At 71.2% G+C, this 15,696-nt stretch carries 18 protein-coding genes; 14 read left to right on the forward strand and 4 right to left on the reverse strand.

Going from position 1 to position 15,696, the window contains the following annotated elements:
- Positions 1-23 precede the first annotated feature (23 nt).
- Positions 24-218: a DUF7554 family protein gene (locus NKG98_RS13385; protein ID WP_254766419.1), complete on the reverse strand. Its 195-nt coding sequence runs from the start codon at positions 216-218 to the stop codon at positions 24-26.
- 87 nt (positions 219-305) lie between these two features.
- Between NKG98_RS13385 and NKG98_RS13390 the strand changes: the two genes are divergently transcribed.
- From NKG98_RS13390 to NKG98_RS13430, 9 genes are all read left to right on the forward strand, one after another.
- Entirely contained in the window at positions 306-1,382 is a 1,077-nt protein-coding gene (locus tag NKG98_RS13390) for a helix-turn-helix transcriptional regulator (RefSeq protein ID WP_254766420.1), read from the forward strand.
- A gap of 288 nt (positions 1,383-1,670) precedes the next feature.
- Positions 1,671-2,915 carry an argininosuccinate synthase gene (locus NKG98_RS13395; RefSeq protein WP_254766421.1) on the forward strand — a complete coding sequence of 415 codons (1,245 nt, stop codon included), beginning with the start codon at positions 1,671-1,673 and terminating at the stop codon, positions 2,913-2,915.
- 2 nt (positions 2,916-2,917) lie between these two features.
- On the forward strand, positions 2,918-4,423 hold the full coding sequence (argH, locus tag NKG98_RS13400) for an argininosuccinate lyase (protein WP_254766422.1): 1,506 nt from the start codon (positions 2,918-2,920) through the stop codon (positions 4,421-4,423).
- 246 nt (positions 4,424-4,669) lie between these two features.
- Positions 4,670-4,834, forward strand: a complete 165-nt coding sequence (lysW, locus tag NKG98_RS13405) for a lysine biosynthesis protein LysW (RefSeq protein ID WP_254766423.1) — start codon at positions 4,670-4,672, stop codon at positions 4,832-4,834.
- On the forward strand, positions 4,831-5,718 hold the full coding sequence (lysX, locus tag NKG98_RS13410; protein ID WP_254766424.1) for a lysine biosynthesis protein LysX: 888 nt from the start codon (positions 4,831-4,833) through the stop codon (positions 5,716-5,718). Before lysW ends, lysX begins: the two co-directional genes overlap by 4 nt.
- Positions 5,718-6,803: an N-acetyl-gamma-glutamyl-phosphate reductase gene (argC, locus tag NKG98_RS13415; protein WP_254766425.1), complete on the forward strand. Its 1,086-nt coding sequence runs from the start codon at positions 5,718-5,720 to the stop codon at positions 6,801-6,803. The genes lysX and argC overlap by 1 nt, the downstream gene beginning before the upstream one ends.
- Position 6,804: 1 nt before the next feature.
- Entirely contained in the window at positions 6,805-7,677 is an 873-nt protein-coding gene (locus NKG98_RS13420; protein ID WP_254766426.1) for an acetylglutamate/acetylaminoadipate kinase, read from the forward strand.
- Positions 7,674-8,840, forward strand: coding sequence for an aspartate aminotransferase family protein (locus tag NKG98_RS13425; protein ID WP_254766427.1), 1,167 nt, complete (start codon positions 7,674-7,676; stop codon positions 8,838-8,840). Before NKG98_RS13420 ends, NKG98_RS13425 begins: the two co-directional genes overlap by 4 nt.
- Positions 8,837-9,973 (forward strand): [LysW]-lysine hydrolase, encoded by a 1,137-nt coding sequence (locus NKG98_RS13430; protein WP_254766428.1) that lies wholly within the window; start codon positions 8,837-8,839, stop codon positions 9,971-9,973. The genes NKG98_RS13425 and NKG98_RS13430 overlap by 4 nt, the downstream gene beginning before the upstream one ends.
- Before the next feature lie 258 nt (positions 9,974-10,231).
- Here the strand turns inward: NKG98_RS13430 and NKG98_RS13435 are convergent, their stop codons facing one another.
- The gene (locus NKG98_RS13435) at positions 10,232-10,684 is read right to left on the reverse strand and encodes a DUF6789 family protein (RefSeq protein WP_254766429.1); all 453 of its coding nucleotides are present in this window, start codon (positions 10,682-10,684) and stop codon (positions 10,232-10,234) included.
- Between the two features lie 147 nt (positions 10,685-10,831).
- Here NKG98_RS13435 and NKG98_RS13440 point away from each other — a divergent pair, with 147 nt between their 5' ends.
- The 5 genes from NKG98_RS13440 to NKG98_RS13460 all read left to right on the forward strand — a co-directional run bounded on the left by NKG98_RS13440 (position 10,832) and on the right by NKG98_RS13460 (position 14,730).
- Positions 10,832-11,077 carry a DUF8001 family protein gene (locus NKG98_RS13440; protein ID WP_254766430.1) on the forward strand — a complete coding sequence of 82 codons (246 nt, stop codon included), beginning with the start codon at positions 10,832-10,834 and terminating at the stop codon, positions 11,075-11,077.
- 42 nt (positions 11,078-11,119) lie between these two features.
- A complete protein-coding gene (locus NKG98_RS13445) occupies positions 11,120-11,503 on the forward strand; it encodes a helix-turn-helix domain-containing protein (RefSeq protein WP_254766431.1) in 384 nt (127 codons plus the stop codon).
- A 73-nt stretch (positions 11,504-11,576) separates the two neighbouring features.
- Complete coding sequence (thrC, locus tag NKG98_RS13450; protein ID WP_254766432.1) at positions 11,577-12,836, forward strand: threonine synthase; 1,260 nt, start codon at positions 11,577-11,579, stop codon at positions 12,834-12,836.
- 82 nt (positions 12,837-12,918) lie between these two features.
- Positions 12,919-13,275 (forward strand): hypothetical protein, encoded by a 357-nt coding sequence (locus NKG98_RS13455; RefSeq protein WP_254766433.1) that lies wholly within the window; start codon positions 12,919-12,921, stop codon positions 13,273-13,275.
- A gap of 249 nt (positions 13,276-13,524) precedes the next feature.
- Positions 13,525-14,730 carry a tryptophan--tRNA ligase gene (locus tag NKG98_RS13460; RefSeq protein WP_254766434.1) on the forward strand — a complete coding sequence of 402 codons (1,206 nt, stop codon included), beginning with the start codon at positions 13,525-13,527 and terminating at the stop codon, positions 14,728-14,730.
- Between the two features lie 53 nt (positions 14,731-14,783).
- Here the strand turns inward: NKG98_RS13460 and NKG98_RS13465 are convergent, their stop codons facing one another.
- Together NKG98_RS13465 and NKG98_RS13470 are read right to left on the reverse strand one after the other, a co-directional pair.
- Entirely contained in the window at positions 14,784-14,990 is a 207-nt protein-coding gene (locus NKG98_RS13465) for a hypothetical protein (protein WP_254766435.1), read from the reverse strand.
- 93 nt (positions 14,991-15,083) lie between these two features.
- Positions 15,084-15,584 (reverse strand): metallophosphoesterase, encoded by a 501-nt coding sequence (locus NKG98_RS13470; RefSeq protein ID WP_254766436.1) that lies wholly within the window; start codon positions 15,582-15,584, stop codon positions 15,084-15,086.
- Positions 15,585-15,696: the final 112 nt, after the last annotated feature.

Consider the following 15,696-nt stretch of genomic DNA (forward strand, 5'->3'; position numbering starts at 1 on the left):
GGCGGGGGAAATGAGTGTGGTGATTAGAGTCGGTCGAGCAGCCAGAGGACGATCAGGACGGCGATCGCGAGCTGGACGAGGACCGAGAACGGCCCGAGCAGCCCCGCGACGGCGCCGACGACCGTCTCGACGATTTCGAGGACGAGCAACACGGCGACCAGCGCGAGGACGAGTTTCAGCAGAGCCTCGACGTCGAGGGTTCCGCGACTGTCACGCATATCGTCAGCTTCGCGCGAGCGATCAAAGCTCTTCCGTCGTCGGGGGGTCGGAAAGACCTATTTAGGCGGCCCTATCATTTCCCCGTAATGGTTACGTGGGGGCACCGGGCGCTGTGGTGTGCGCTTCTGGTGCTCGGGTGTCTGGTGGCCGGGGTGCCGTCGGCCGCCGCGGGCACGGGGTCGGGTCCGGGTTCGGGCCCGGTCGCGCCGCAGGCGGAGGAGCCGTCGCTGAACGGCTACGACGGCCTCAGGGTACACGTCAGCGTCCACGACAACGGCTCGGCGACGTGGACCCTCGAGTACCAGTACCACCTCGACGGCGACGAGAACGCGAGCGACGAGTGGGATGACCTCCGCCGGGACGTCGAGGACCGTCCCGGCGCCTACGTCGGCCTGATCGAGGAGCGCTGGTCGGCGACGGCGGCCGACGCGGCGGCCGAGACCGACCGGAACATGTCGACCTCGAACTTCCGGGTCGGGACCGACCGGAGCCAGACGCCCGAGGAGTTCGGCTACGTCCGGTTTACCTTCGAGTGGGACTCGTTCGCCCACGTCGCGGTCAACCGGATCGAGATCGGCGACGCGCTCTCCGAGTTCGAACTGGGCGAGCGCACGCAGTTGATCGTCTCCTGGCCGGAGGCGTACACCCTCGAAGAGGTGCGGCCGTCGCCCGACGACCAGCGCAACGCGACGGTCGTCTGGAACGGCGACGAGACGGAGTTCCTCGAGAACGACGAACCGTACCTCGAACTGCTGAAGGGCGACCCCGAGACGACCGACGACGACGCCCGCGAGGACGTCCCCCTCTCGTGGATGGCGGGCGGCGTCGCCGCTCTGGCGGTCGTCGGCGCCGTCGGCTGGTGGATCGTTCGCGAACGCGGCTACGGCGGGCCGGAGCCGACCCCGGAGTCGGACGCCGAGGCGGCGACCGACGGCGCCGCCGAACCGGACGGCCCGCCGCCGGAACTGCTGAGCAACGAGGAGCGCGTGCTCCGCCTGCTCGAGGAGCGCGGCGGCCGGATGAAACAACAGGAGGTCGTCTCCGAACTCGGCTGGACGGAGGCGAAGACGAGTCAGGTGGTAAGCGGCCTCCGCGAGGAGGGCGCGGTCGAGGTCTTCCGGATCGGCCGGGAGAACGTCCTGACGCTGCCGGACGACGAGTGACGCAAGCTTTGCCCCGCCGACAGCTTTTAATAGCTCCCTCGCGGTAGAGGAGGACAGATGAGACGGATCGCGTCTACCGGCGTCGCTTTCCTCGGTAGCGACGCGACCGTCGCCCCGCGACGACCGCGACCGGGCCTTTGAGCCCGTACTATACTCTCCCCCCGTCCCGGTGTCTTCCCAACTTCGGAGAACTCCCTCGTTTTTCCGGTTAGCGTGCACTCTACCGTTAAATTCCTAAAACTAAACCGTTGAATTTAATACTCTCCTCCCGGTTCACTCGGGTACGACATGACCCGCGTTGCACTCGCGTTCTCGGGCGGACTGGACACCACCGTCTGCGTCCCGCTGCTCGAGGAGGAGTACGGATACGACGACGTGATCGGCGTGACCGTCGACGTCGGCCAGCCGGCGTCGGAGTTCGCCGAAGCCGAAGCGACCGCCGAGGCCCTCGGCCTCGAACACTACGTCGTCGACGCGCGAGCCGAATTTGCCGCCCTCTGTCTCGACGCGGTTCGCGCGAACGCGACCTATCAGGGGTACCCCCTCGGGACGGCGCTCGCCCGCCCCGTGATCGCCGAGGCGATCCTCGAGGTCGCCGAGGAGCACGGCTGTACGGGCGTCGCCCACGGCTGCACCGGGAAGGGCAACGACCAGCTCCGGTTCGAGGCCGTCTGGCGCGACTCGGACCTCGACGTGATCGCGCCCGTGCGCGAACTCGGGCTCACCCGCGAGTGGGAACAGGAGTACGCCGCCGAGCGGGGGCTGCCCGTCGAGGCCGGCAACGAGGGCGACTGGTCGATCGACAGCAACCTCTGGAGCCGCTCGGTCGAGGGCGACGACCTCGAAGACCCGAGTTTCGTCCCGTCCGAGGCGATCTACGAGTGGACCGACGAGCCGACCGGCGAGACCGAGTTCGTCGAGATCACCTTCGAGGAGGGCTACCCCGTCGCCGTCGACGGCGAGGCGTACGACCCCGTCGACCTGATCGAACACCTCAACGAGGTCGCCGGCGCCTACGGCGTCGGCCGCACGGACGTGATGGAAGACCGCATGCTCGGGCTCAAGGTCCGCGAGAACTACGAGCACCCCGCGGCGACGACGTTGCTCGACGCCCACGAGGCCCTCGAAGGGCTCGTGCTCACCCAGGAGGAGCGCCAATTTAAACAGCAGATCGACTCCCAGTGGGCCCAGAAGGCCTACGAGGGCCTGATCGACGCACCCCTCGTCGGCGCGCTGGAGGGGTTCATCGCGGAGACCCAGCAGCGCGTGACCGGGACGGTGACGATCAAGTTCGAGGGCGGCAAGGCGCGCCCGGTCGCCCGCGAGAGCGAGTACGCCGCCTACTCGGCCTCCCACGCCTCCTTCGACACCGAGAGCGTCGGGAAGATCGAGCAGGCGGACGCGACCGGCGTCGCGAAGTACCACGGCTTCCAGCGCCGCCTCGCCAACGAGTCGATCGCGGCCGCCGGGACCGGGGAGGCGGTCGAACTGGCGACCGACGGCGGCCCCGACGGAACGCAGGACGGGGAGTGACGATGACCGACGAGGGCGACGAGAGCGTGATCCGCCGCGACCGCTTCAGCGGCGGCCCCGCCCGGGGCTTTCTCTCCTCGCTCGCGGCCGACGAGCGCATCTTCGCGGCCGACCTCGCGGTCGACCGCGCCCACGTGGTGATGCTCGCCGAGTGCGGAATCGTCGACGACGAGACGGCGGGCGCGGTCCTCACGGCGCTCGACGCGATCGAGGTCGAGGGCCACGAGAGCCTGCCCGCCGGCGAGGACGTCCACGAGGCGATCGAGACGGCCGTCGTCGAGCGCGTCGGTCCCGAGGGCGGGCGGATGCACACCGCCCGCAGCCGCAACGACGAGGTGGCGACCTGCATCCGGTATCGCTTACGCGAGGACGTGCTGGCGGCGCTCGAGGCCACCCTCGTCCTGCGGGAGTCGCTCGCGGACGTCGCGGCCGAGCACGCGGAGACGGTGATGCCCGGCTACACCCACCTCCAGCCGGCCCAGCCGATCACCGTGGCACACTGGGCTCTCTCCTACGAGAGCGCGGTCCGCCGCGACACGGCGCGGCTCCTCGAGACCTACGACCGGATCGACGAGTCGCCGCTGGGCGCGGCGGCGTTTTCGGGGACGACCTTCGACGTCGACCGCGAGCGCACCGCCGAGTTACTCGGGTTCGACGGCGTGATCGAGAACTCGATGGACGCCGCCTCCGCGCGGGACTTCCTGCTCGAGACGACGGGGGCGCTGTCGACGCTCGCGACCACCCTGTCGGGACTGGCCGAGGACGTGATCCTCTTTGCGAACCGGGGATTCGTCGACCTCTCGGACGACTACGCCTCGACGTCGTCGATCATGCCCCAGAAGAAAAACCCCGACACGCTCGAACTCGTCCGCGCGGTCGCGGGCGACGCGGCGGCCGGGGTGCAGGGGCTGACGACGACGCTCAAGGGACTGCCCCGCGCGTACAACCGCGACCTCCAGCGGGCGACCCCCCACGTCTGGGAGACGGTCGACGCCGTCGTCGAGGCGACCGAGGTCGCGGCGGGCGCGGTGGCGACGGCCGAGTGGAACGAGGACGTCCTCGCGGCGGAAGCGGGCGCGGGCTTCTCGACGGCGACCGGCGTCGCCGACCTGCTGGCGGCGAACGGGTTGCCGTTCCGGACGGCCCACGAGGTGGTGGCGCTCGCGGCGGAGAAGAGCGCGGAACGCGGTTCCGCGAATAACGCGAGCGGTGACGAACCGCGAGCGAACGGCGCCGACTACGACGCCATCGAGGCGGCGGCCGAGGAGGTCCTCGGCGAACCCCTCGAGACGTACGCCGACCCCGCGGCCGTCGAGGCGGCGCTCGACCCCGCCGAGAGCGTGGCGAGCCGCGACTCGACGGGCGGGCCCGCCCCCGACGCGGTGGCAGACCAGCTCGAGGCCGCGCGGGCGACCCTCGCCGACGACCGCGAGGCGGTCGACGCGCTCCGGACGTCGCTCGAAGAGGCGAACGCGGCGCTGCGCGAGGAGGTGAACGCGTATGTCTGAACCCGTACGCGACGCGCCCCGGTGCCCGCCGGTCGTGCCGTCCGGGGGCCCGACCCCCGGGCGAGCGAGGCCGGCGCCCTCGCCGCCGCCGTCCCCTCCGGGGGACTACATACCACTTCCATGATATGGAAAACAAAATTTGCCTGAAAACGCCCTATTTGCGCCATTAGACTTGGGTATGGCACCTATATTTTAGCTGATAGATTCGAAGGATTTAAGGTCCCTCCCGGTTGAGGTGAGGGTACAATGAGCCAGTGTGTCGAGTGCGGGGCAGACCTGACCCTGCACGACGATCTGGAGGCGGGAGAGATCGTAGACTGTACGACCTGCGGTGCGGAACTGGAAGTAGTCGACGTCGAGCCGCCAGTCCTCGATCGAGCCCCGGAGCTCGAAGAGGACTGGGGTGAGTGATCTTGAAACTAGGATTACTCTACTCCCGGATCCGCAGGGACGAGAAGCTCCTGCTCGACGAACTCCGCGAGCGCGGCCACGACGTCGAGAAGATCGACGTCCGCGACCAGCGGTTCGACGTCGCCGCGGGCGGCGAGGTCTTCGCGGACCTCGACCTCGTGGTCGACCGCTGTCTGGCGACGAGCCGCAGCCTGTACGCCACGCGCTTCTGTGAGGCCTACGGCGTCCCGGTCGTCAACGGCAACGAGACCGCGGAGGTCTGTGCGGACAAGGCGAAAAACAGCCTCGCGCTCGCGGCCGCGGGCGTCCCCACGCCGGAGACGACGGTGGCGTTCACCAAGGAGAGCGCGCTCGAAGCGATCGAGTCGTTCGGCTACCCCTGCGTGCTGAAACCCGTCGTGGGCTCGTGGGGGCGGCTGATGGCGAAGATCGACTCGCGGGACGCCGCGGAGGCCATCCTCGAACACAAGGCGACGCTCGGCCACTACGAGCACAAGGTGTTCTACGTCCAGGAGTTCGTCGAGAAGCCCGGCCGCGATATCCGCGTGCTCGCGACCGACGGCGAACCGGTCGCGGCGATGGTCCGCTCGTCGGACCACTGGCTGACGAACGCCGCGAAGGGCGCCGAGACCGCCGAGTTCGAACTCGACGCCGAGGCGAAGGCGCTCGTCGAGAAAGCCAGCGACGCCGTCGGCGGCGGCCTGCTCGGGGTCGACCTCATGGAGACCGGGGACTCGTACACCGTCCACGAGGTCAACCACACCGTCGAGTTCAAGGCGCTGAACGACGCCGTCGACGCCGACGTCCCCGCCGCGGTCGTCGACTGGCTCGAAGCGAAAGCCGGCGAACCGGCGGACGAGGACGCACCGGAGGTGACCGCCTGATGGCGCCGTCGACCGTCGCGGGGGCGACCGACGCCGACGCGGGCGCGGAGACGGTCACCGCCTCGGTGGTCGGTGCCAGCGGCTTCACCGGCGGCGAACTCCTGCGGCTGCTCGCGGGCCACCCGAACTTCGAGATCCAGCAGGCGACCAGCCGCTCGTACGCGGGCAAGAGCGTCGGGTCGAAGCACCCGCCGCTGCGGGGGAGCGAACTGCGCTTTGGCGACCCCGCGGACCTCGACTCGGTCGACGTCCTGTTCGCGGCGACGCCCCACGGCGTCTCGATGGACCGGATCGACGAGTTCTTCGAGGTCGCGGACACGGTGGTCGACCTCTCGGCGGACTTCCGCCTCGACACCGAGGAACAGTACGACGAGTGGTACGACGGCCACGCGGCGCCCGAGTACCTCCGACGGGCCGAGTACGCCCTCCCCGAGATCAACCGGGAGAACCTCCCCGGCGCCGAGTTGATCGCCGGCGGCGGCTGTAACGCCACGGCGACGATTCTCGGGCTCTCTCCTCTCTTCGAGAGCGGCCTGCTGGAGGGCGGCGAGCAAATCGTCGTCGACGTGAAAGTCGGCTCCTCGGAGGGCGGCGCGGGCGGCGGCGAGGCCTCCTCGCATCCGGAACGGTCGGGCGTCGTCCGACCCTACGCGCCGACGGGTCACCGCCACGAGGCCGAGATCGAACAGTTCCTCGGGACGAGCGTGGCCTTTACCTGCCACGCCGTCGACATGGTTCGCGGCGCGAGCGCGACGAGCCACGTCTTCCCGTCCGCGCCCGTCTCGAAGGCCGACCTCTGGAAGGCTTACCGCGGCGCCTACGAGGACGAGCCGTTCGTCCGCATGGCCGCCGGCGGCTCCGGCGTCTACCGCTACCCCGAACCCAAGGCGGTCGCGGGGACGAACTACGCCGAGGTCGGCTTCGAACTCGACCCCGCGAACGAGCGCGTCGTGGTCTTCTCGGCCATCGACAACGTGATGAAGGGCTCGGCCGGGCAGGCCGTCCACGCGGCCAATATCGCGCTCGGCTTCGAAGAGACCGCCGGACTCGAGTTCGCGGGGCTACACCCCGTGGGGGCGCCCTGACGTGACGACCGTCGTCAAGATCGGCGGCGCCCGCGCGGTCGACCCCGCCGGCGCGCTCGCCGACGTGGCCCACCTGACCGCCAACGGCGAGGAGGTGGTCGTCGTCCACGGTGGCTCGACGGCCGTCGACGAGACGCTCGAGGAACTCGGCGAGGAGCCGACGTACGTCGAGACGCCCGACGGCGTCGTCGGGCGCTTCACCGACGAGCGCACGATGGAGGTCTTCGAGATGGTGATGCCCGGCAAACTCAACACCGACCTCGTCTGTGCCCTCCAGAACGAGGGCGTCGACGCCGTCGGGCTGTCGGGCACCGACGGCAAACTGCTCTCGGGCCCGCGCAAGTCCGCCGTGCGCGTGCTGGAGGACGGCAAGAAGAAGATCAAGCGCGGCGACCACTCGGGGCGGATCGAGTCCGTCAACGCCGACCTGCTCGAAACGCTGCTTTCGGGCGGTTACGTCCCCGTCGTCACCGTTCCGATGCTCGGCGAGGAGCGCGACGGCGGCTACACCGCCGTCAACGCCGACGCCGACCGCGCGGCCGCGGCCGTCGCGGGCGCGCTCGGGGCCGACCTCGTCTTGCTGACCGACGTCGCGGGCGTCTACGAGGACCCCGACGACGCGTCGACGCGGATCGACGCGGCGACGACCGAGGCCGAGTTCGAGGCCGTGAAGGCCGCCGCCGAGGGGTTCATGACGAAGAAGGTGATGGCCGCCACGGAGGCGCTGTCCGGCGGCGCCGCGTCGGTCGTCGTCGCGGACGCGAACGCGAACGACCCCGTGCTCAACGCGCTCGGCGGGCACGGGACGACGATCGAACCCGGGGCCCTCGGCCTCGAAGCCGAGGCGGACGAATTCGAGGTGACGGAGGCGTGAGCGGCGCCGGGAGCGGCTTCGTCTTCTCGGAGAAGCCCATCTCTATCGCCTCGGGGGAGGGCGTCTCCCTGACCGCCGAGGACGGCACCGACTACCTCGACTTCGGAGCCAGTTACGCCTGCACGCCGGCGGGCCACTGCCACCCCGACGTGGTCGAGGCGGTCCGCGAGCAGGCCGCCGACCTGCTCTACGTGCAGGGTTCGTACCCGGTCGAGGCGCGGACGGACCTCCGCGCGAAACTGGGCGCGCTCGCGCCGGGCGACCTCGGGAACGTCTGGCTCTGCAACTCGGGGACCGAGGCGAACGAGGCGGCGCTGAAGTTCGCCCGCAGCGCGACGGGGAAGACGAAAATCGTCGCCGCGAAGCGCGCGTTCCACGGCCGCACCGCCGGGACGCTCTCGGCGACGTGGAAACCCAAGTACAAGACGCCGTTCGAACCGCTGCTGGAGGACGTCGAGTTCGTCGCGTACGGCGACGCGGACGAACTCGCCGCGGCGGTCGACGCCGACACCGCGGCGGTGATCCTCGAACCCGTCCAGGGCGAGGGTGGCGTCCACGTCGCGCCCGAGGGCTACCTCGAAGCGGCCCGCGACCTGACCGAGGAGGCCGGCGCGGCGCTGATCTTCGACGAGATCCAGACCGGCCTCGGCCGCACGGGGTCGCTGTGGGCCTGCGAGAACGAGGCCGTCGCCGGCGACGGCGTCGTCCCCGACGTCCTGACGACGGCGAAGGGCCTCGCCAGCGGCCTCCCGCTCGGTGCGACGATCTGTGCCGACTGGATCGCCGAGGACGCCGGCCCGCACGGCTCGACGTTCTCCGGCAACCCCGTCGTCTGCGCCGCGGCGAACGCAACCCTCGACGTGCTCGTCGAGGAGGACCTCGCGGCCAACGCGGCCGCCGTCGGCGACTACCTGACGGCGGGGCTCGCGGCGAGTGACCTCCCGCTCCGGGACGTCCGCGGCGAGGGGCTGTTGCTCGGGATCGAGGTGAAACGCGGGGCCAACCGCGTCCTGCGGGACCTCGCGCTCGACCACCGGGTGCTGGCGCTGCCCGCCGGCCGGACCGTCGTCCGCCTGCTCCCGCCGCTGATCGTCGAGGAGGGCCACGCGGACGAACTGCTCGAGGCGCTGACGGACGTCCTCGCGCCGACGGCCGAACCATGAGCGCGAACGCGACCTCGACCCCCGAGGTCTCGCGCGAGGAGGCCCGCGACCTGCTGGTCGACCTCGTCTCGATCCCGTCGCCGTCCGGCGACGAGGCGGAGGCCGCCGAGCGACTGGTGGACTTCGTCCGGGCCCACGGCCGCGAGGCGTGGCTCGACGAGGTCGGCAACGTCCGGGCCCCCGCGGACGACGCCGTGTTGCTCACCTCGCACGTCGACACGGTTCCGGGCGAGATTCCGGTCGCCGTCGAACCGGCCGACGCCGACGACCCCGTCGCCGCCGAGGGCGCGGACGTCCTCCGGGGCCGCGGCAGCGTCGACGCGACGGGGCCGCTCGCGGCGATGGCCGCCGCGGCGGTAAACGCCGGCGTCTCGTTCGTCGGCGTCGTCGGCGAGGAGACCGACTCGCGGGGCGCGCGCCACCTCGTCGCGGACCGCGACCCCCCCGAGGCGGTCGTCAACGGCGAGCCCTCGGGCGCCGACGGCATCACCCTCGGCTACCGGGGCTTTCTCGCCGGCACCTACGTCGCGACCAGCGAGTCGGGCCACACCTCCCGGCCCGACCCGAACGCCGTCCAGCACGCGATCCGCTGGTGGTCGCGCGTGGAGAAGGCGTTCGAGGACGGCGTCGTTCCGGAGGAACGACGAGACGGAGACGGCGACGCCGGCGAAGCGCCCGTCTTCGAGCAAGTGACCGCGAAGCCGGTCGCCGTCGACGGCGGGGTCAGCGACGACGGCCTCTCCGTCGAGGCGACGATGGACGTCCAGTTGCGCGTCCCGCCCGCGCTCGACGTCGAGACGGTCCGGGAGACGACCGAGGCCCACCTCGACGTCGGCACCGTCTCGTGGGCCGACCCGATCCCGCCGGTCATGCAGAGCCCGCGGACCGACCTCGCGCGGGCGTTCCGCGTCGCAATCAGGGCGGAAGACGGGGAGCCCCGCCTGCTGCGCAAGACCGGCACCAGCGACATGAACCTCTACGCCGACGCCTGGGACTGTCCGATGGTCACCTACGGCCCCGGCGACTCCGACCTCGACCACGCCCCCGACGAGCGCCTCCCGCTCGCGGAGTTCGACCGCTCGGTCGCGGTCCTCGAACGCGTCGCCCGGACGCTCCGGGACGACGCGGCCTGACGGCCGACCCCCGCGTCGGCCGTTCGAACGCCGCTTAACCGTGAATTAACGGATTCCGTGACTGCTTTCGGTACTGTTACGCAGACGATAGTTATACCGCGATCCGCGCTATCCGACCGCGGAGCATGTCACTGAGACTACTGCTCGCCGTGCTGTTGCTGGTCGGGGGACCGGCGCTGCTGGTCGTCGTTTACCTGGTGTGAGTGGGCGCGACGGGGGAAGAGCCGGCAAGCGACGGGCGGACCGCGCCCTCGCGGCTCATTCGAGCAGCGCGTAGACGACGCCGAGGCCCGCGCCGTAGACGACGTGGCCGACGAGGCTGCCGACGTCGAGGTTCGGCACCATCTCGGGCATCCCGAGCCAGACGGGCATGACGACGACCGCGAGCGCGGCCCAGACGACGACGCCGTAGGCGACGCCCGCGGCGGTGCCCGCGCCGAGGCTCGGGTGCGGTCGCCCGGCCGCGACGAGCAGCGCCGCGAAGACGACGCCGAGGATCGCGCCGTGGGAGACGTGGACGAACCAGCCCGCGAGGCCGCCCTCGAGGCCGTACATCGACGGAATCACGGTTTCGAGCATCTCGGGGCTCGTCGCCGCCATCAGCGCGCCGAAGGCGAGGGCGCCGACGATGCCGCCGGCGACGCCCGCCTGCCACGGTTCGACTGCGGTGTCGGTTCGTACTCCGGTTCGGGTGGCAGTTTCCTGTGCCATGTGCGTCCACACACCTCGGGTGTGGGTAGCACTGTCTCGGTGGTGGGCGCCGCGCACACGACCGGGAAACGGCCACGGTCGTCGCGTCGCGCGCGACCGTAAGCGCCACGGGAAGACTCTTGGACGTCGCGGGAGCAGTGTCGCTCGATGCCCGAACCGCTGCGGATCGAGGCGGGCGAACTCGCCGTCGACGCGATCCTCGACGCGCTCCGCGAGGGCCGGCGGGTCGTCGTGACGACGACGGCCCTCGGCGAGGAACACGAGGTGACGCTGCGCCTCGCCGGCGGGACGTACTACTGCGACACGCCGACGCGCCTGCACCGCCACGAGACCGTCGACGAGATGCGCGCCTGCATCCGGAAGATGGGCTACGCGCGCGAGCAGGGGGCGTGACCCGGCGCGACACCTTTCGTCCTCCCCGCCGTAGGTCGGCCCATGACCGACGCCCCCCGGCACCGCCTCGGCGAACTGATGGAGCGGTCGGACCCCCCGTTCGACGAGGTGATGAGTTGCGTCTTCGGGATCGAGGACCACGAGACGCGGACCTACCTCGTCCTGCTCGAATACCCCGGTAGCACGGTCGAGGAACTGGCCGCGGCGCTCGACCGCGACCGGAGCACCGTCACCCGCTCGCTGTCGACGCTGCGCGACCGGGGGCTGGCGCGGCGCGACCGCCGACTGCTCGACGGCGGCGGCTACGTCTACCAGTACACCGCGGTCGCGCTGCCGGCGGCGAAGGCGATGCTCCACGAGGCCCTCGACGCGTGGACGGCCACGGTCCACGAGACCATCGACGAGTTCGAGGCCGAACCGGGGTGAGGGCCGCCGCGGCCGTCGGCAGCATCGGCGCCAACCCGCTCACTTTTCCCCCTCCCCCGCCTTCGACCCGCCAATGAGTCTCGCTCTCTCCGGGGCGGCCCCGGCGCCGCCGGCCGACGCCGTCGACGGCGTCTGGCTCGAGTGCATCGCCTGCGAGGAGACGTTCGCCCCCTTCGAGGACGTTCGGTACACCTGCGACGCCTGCGACGGCCTGCTCGAAGTCCGTTACGCCGACCCGCCGACGTTCGAGGACTTCTCGGGCCGGGGCGTCTGGCGCTACGCCGACGCGCTGCCGCTCGAATCGGGCGTCTCCGTTCGGGAGGGCGACACGCCGCTGTACGAGGTGCCGCGGCTGGAAGCCGACGTCGGCGTCGAGGCGCTGCGGATCAAACACGAGGGGATGAACCCGACGGGGTCGTTCAAGGACCGCGGGATGACCGTCGGCGTCGCCGTCGCGCGCGAACTCGGCGTCGACCGCCTCGCCTGCGCCTCGACGGGCAACACGAGCGCCGCGCTCGCGGCCTACGGCTCGCGGGCCGGGATGGAGACGCTCGTCCTCCTGCCCGCCGGGAAGGTCGCCGCGGGGAAGGTCGCACAGGCCAGCCTCCACGGCGCACGCATCCTCGAGGTCGACGGCAACTTCGACGCCTGCCTCGACGTCGTCCAGGACCTCGCCGCCCGCGGCGAGGCGTACCTGCTCAACTCGCTGAACCCCTTCCGACTGGAGGGCCAGAAGACGATCGGCCTCGAGATCCTCGAGGCCTTCCGCGACGACTACGGCGCGTGGCCCGACCGGATCGTCCTCCCGGTGGGTAACGCGGGCAACACCGCGGCGCTGTACAAGGCGTTCCGGGAACTCGTCCAGACGGGCGCGCTCGCCCCCGACGACGTTCCGAAACTGACGGGCGTTCAGGCCGAGGGCGCGGCGCCGATGGTCGAGGCGGTCGAGAACGGCGCCGACGAGGTCCGCCGGTGGGACGAGGTCGAGACCCGCGCGACCGCGATCCGGATCGGCAACCCGGTGAACGCGCCGAAGGCCCTCCCCGGCATCCGCGAGACCGGCGGGACGGCCGTCGCCGTCTCCGACGCGGAGATCACCGCGGCCCAGCGCGACCTCGCCGGCGAGGGGATCGGCGTCGAACCCGCCTCCGCCGCCTCCGTCGCCGGCCTGCGAACGCTTCGCGCCGAGGGCGCCGTCGGGGGAGACGAGCGCGTCGTCTGTCTCACGACGGGCCACCTGCTCAAAGACCCCGACGCGGCGGCCGCGGCGGGCGCCGACCCCGAACCGGTGCCGGCCGACACCGACGGCGTGCTCGAACACCTGCGGGCGTAGGTCCGGCCGGGACGCGCCGCTACCCGTCTGACGCCCGACTGACTGAGCTTTTTCAGCACCCCTGTGGTAGGCGTTCGTCCCGATGTCCGTCGAGCATCGACCCTCCGACCCCGCCGATCACGACGCCGACGCCGAGTCCGCCGCCGACGCCGAGGACGCCGACTCCCCGGCCGAACCGTCGTCCGTCGACTCGTCGCCGTCCGCCCCGCGAACTGCGGGCCCGGACGACCGCCCCACCGTCGACGGCAGACTGGAACGCGCCCGACTGCGCGTCCAGGTCGCCGCCCTCGAACGGGCGCTCGCCGAGAGCGAACGCCGCCGGCAGGCCGTCGTCGACCAGTACGAACTCGTCCTCGACGGCCGCGAGGCCGACGGGACGGACGCCCGACGCCGGGACCGGCCGCTCCTCCTGCGGGTGCTGGACCGCCTCGGTCGGTGAGACCCCGCGCCGGCGCCCCGACGCCCGCGAGCGCTCTCGACCCGCCGAAACCCTCTTGCTCGTCGCTCCGCAACGATCGTCCGATGACGTCCGCTCTCGTCCGGCGCTGGCGTGGCCCTTCGAGAGCGGACAGTGTCGCCGCCGCGGCCGGCGCGGCCTAACCCGGCGGACGCGCCGGCGACGCTCCCTTCGTCCTCCGTTCTCGCGGAATCGTCTTTCGGCCGTACCATCCCGATCCACGACGCGACCATGACCGACACGACTCACGACGCGGAATCGAACGCCGACCGATCCGACGACCCCGGGGACTTCGTCGTCACCCCCTACGCCGTCTCCGGCGACGTCGACTACGAGAAGCTACTGGAGCGCTTCGGCGCCGACCCGCTCACCGACGAACAGATCGACCGCTTCCCCGACCACCCGATGTTGCGCCGGCGGACGTTCTACGCCGGCCGGGACGTCGACGACTACCTCGACGCCGCCGAGGCGGGCGACCCACACGCCGTCGTCACCGGCCGCGGCCCCTCGGGGCCGATGCACCTCGGGCACGTCCTCCCGCTGTACCTCGCGAAGCGCTTCCAGGCGGCGACGGGCGCGACCGTCTACCTCCCGCTGTCGGACGACGAGAAGTTCCTCGCGAAGGGGCAGTCGTTCGCGGAGGTCGGCGAGCACGCCCGCGAGAACCTCCGGGACGTCCTCGCGGTGGGCTTCGACCCCGAGCGGACCCGGATCGTCGTCGACACGGCCGACGCGGACGTCGTCTACCCCGTCGCCGTCCGCCTCGCGAAGCACCTCACGCCGGCGACCGTCGAGGCGGTCTACGGCGAGACCGACACCGTCGGCCTGCAGTTTTACCCCGCGGTGCAGGCGGCCCACCTCCTGCTCCCGCAACTCGTCGAGGGCCGCCAGCCCACCCTCGTGCCCATCGCCGTCGATCAGGACCCCCACGTCCGGGTCTGTCGCGACGTCGCGGCGAAGGAGGCCCTGCCGGTCGCCAAGCCCGGGGCCCTCCTCGGTCGGTTCCTCCCCGGCCTCGCGGGGCCGGGCAAGATGAGTTCCTCCGGCGACGCGCCCTCGATCGAACTCACGGACGACCCCGGGACCGTCGCGGAGACGATCCGGAACCACGCCTACACCGGCGGTCGGGCGAGCCTCGAAGCACACCGCGAGAAGGGCGGCGACCCGACCGTCGACGTGCCGTTCCAGTACCTGCGATTCTTCTTCGAACCGGACGACGACCGCCTCGCGGAACTCGCCCGCGAGTACCGCGCGGGCGCGTTGCTCAGCGGCGACCTCAAGGAGATAGCGATCGAGCGCATCGCGGAGTTCCTCGCGGAACACCAGCGCCGGCGCGACGAACTGGGCGACCTCGCGACCGAACTCGAACCCTACCGGCTGACGACCGACGAGCGCGAGCGGGCGCTGGAATCGGCGGGCGTCCCCCGGATTCCGTGACGCGACCGTGCCGGGTCCGGCGTTCGGGTGCCCGCGACGCGCCCGCGGGCCGCCTACTCGTCCGACTCCCCGTACCTGCGCTCGAAGTAGAAGTAGACGGGGTGGCCGGCGGGACAGCGCACGCGACGGGTGTGGTGGCGGGCGTCCTCGGGCTTTTCGGGGTCGGGGTCGGCGCTCACCTCGAGGGCGGCGTAGTTTTTCGGCAGTCCGATCGACACCGACTCGCCGCAGTTCGGACACGTCACGGTTTCGATTGGCACGGGGGTCCCTCCATCCGGCGGGGAGAAATCGTTGGGGCCTAACGCCGTAAGCCCCCGCGGGAACCGGAACCCGTTCGGCGTGTCTCGCGAGGCCTATTCGAGGCGGCGGAACTGGACGGATTCGGTCTCGGTGTCGACGACCGCCACCGTCCGGTGTTCGTCCGGCACGGTCGGGAAGTGCGCGCCGGGGTTGAGCAGCGTCGTCCGGCCCTCCTCGGTGAGTTCGCGCCGGTGGTGGTGGCCGTAGCAGACGAAGTCGTACGCCCCGGCGGCGGCGAGCGCTTCGACCTCGGATTTCGACTCCCCGTGCAATACCGCGAACGAGAGGCCGTCGAACGTGAGGTCGGCGAACCGCCCGTGGAGTTCGCTCTCGGTCCCGAGGGCGTCGAACGCCGCGTGGAGGCCGGCGACCTCGCCGTCGTTGTTCCCGAGCACGCCGTGGACTTCGAACCCGTCGAACTCCGCGACCGTCGGCGGCGCGACGAAGTCGCCGCAGTGGAGCAACACTTCGACGCCCTCGGCCGCGAAGACGTCGTTCGCGCGGTCGACCGCCGCGACGTTGTCGTGGGTGTCCGAGACGATTCCGATCTGCATCGGTCACCGGGTTCGTCGCGAATCCTCATAATCCATTGGGCGACGGCCCTCCGGGGGCACCGATCGCCGGTTCGAGCGGGTGCCGAGCGCTATCGGAACGCTTTTGCCTCGA

This window comes from Salinilacihabitans rarus, assembly GCF_024296665.1.
Classification (GTDB): domain Archaea; phylum Halobacteriota; class Halobacteria; order Halobacteriales; family Natrialbaceae; genus Salinilacihabitans; species Salinilacihabitans rarus.